The 1010-nt window shown below is 42.9% G+C and carries 1 protein-coding gene; it reads left to right on the top strand.

Annotated elements, in window-relative coordinates; all coding sequences use genetic code 11:
• A partial coding sequence (locus A3739_RS19840) for an extracellular solute-binding protein (protein ID WP_197472453.1) occupies positions 1–1010 on the top strand: 1010 nt, incomplete at both ends.

The following is a 1010-nucleotide window of genomic DNA, read 5'->3' as shown; positions in this document are numbered from 1 at the left end:
TGCTATCAAAAGCATATTGGGAAAAAGTCGGGTTTGGTTCTGCGGGCTTAGATATCCCTGTTGGTAACGGCCCTTATGTTATTGACCGCTTTGAAGCAGGTCGTTCGATCACCTACAAGAGAAACCCCGATTACTGGGCAAAAAATTTACCAACAGCGAAAGGTAAATATAATTTCGATGAAATCGTTTACGAATACTACAGCGACAACACTGTTGCTCTCGAAGCATTCAAAGCGGGTGAATACGATTTTAGAACCGAGACCACAGCTAGAAACTGGGCCACACAGTATAAAGGTAAGCTGTTCGATTCAGGCGAGCTAATCAAAGAAGAAATCAAACACGAACGCCCATCGGGTATGCAGGCATTCGTTCTCAATACCCGCAAAGCATACTTGAGCGATCCTAAAGTAAGACGCGCGCTCACTTATGCCTTTGATTTCGAATGGACTAACAGCAACTTATTCCACAGTGCTTATAAAAGATCTTCGAGCTATTTCGAAAACTCTGAATTGGCGTCTTCCGGCGTCCCAGAAGGCGAAGAACTTGCCATCTTAGAAAAATTTAAGAAACAGCTTCCAGCAGAAGTATTTACCACGCCCTATTCTGTACCAAGCACAGCAAAACCAAACTCTATTCGCAAAAATCTGCGCTCAGCGATGAGCTTGTTAAAGGAAGCTGGCTACGACGTTAAGAACGGCAAGCGCGTTGATCAAAATGGAAACCCATTTAAACTCGAATTCTTAATGTTCCAAAAAGACTTTGAACGAGTCGTTCAGCCTTTCATTAAGAATTTAGAAAGACTAGGCATTGATGCAAGAATTACAGTTGTTGATACAACTCAGTATATTAATCGTTTGCGCGATTTTGATTTCGATGTCGTTGTCAGTGGCATTGGCCAATCTAATTCGCCAGGCAATGAACAACGTGAGTATTGGAGCTCCAGTAAAGTTGCTGTGCCGGGATCACGTAATTATGCAGGTATCAACGACCCAGTTGTCGACGAACTAATT

This window comes from Oleiphilus sp. HI0067, assembly GCF_001635735.1.
The sequence above is the reverse complement of the archived record's forward strand: the minus strand, read 5'-3'. Positions and strand labels throughout refer to the sequence as shown.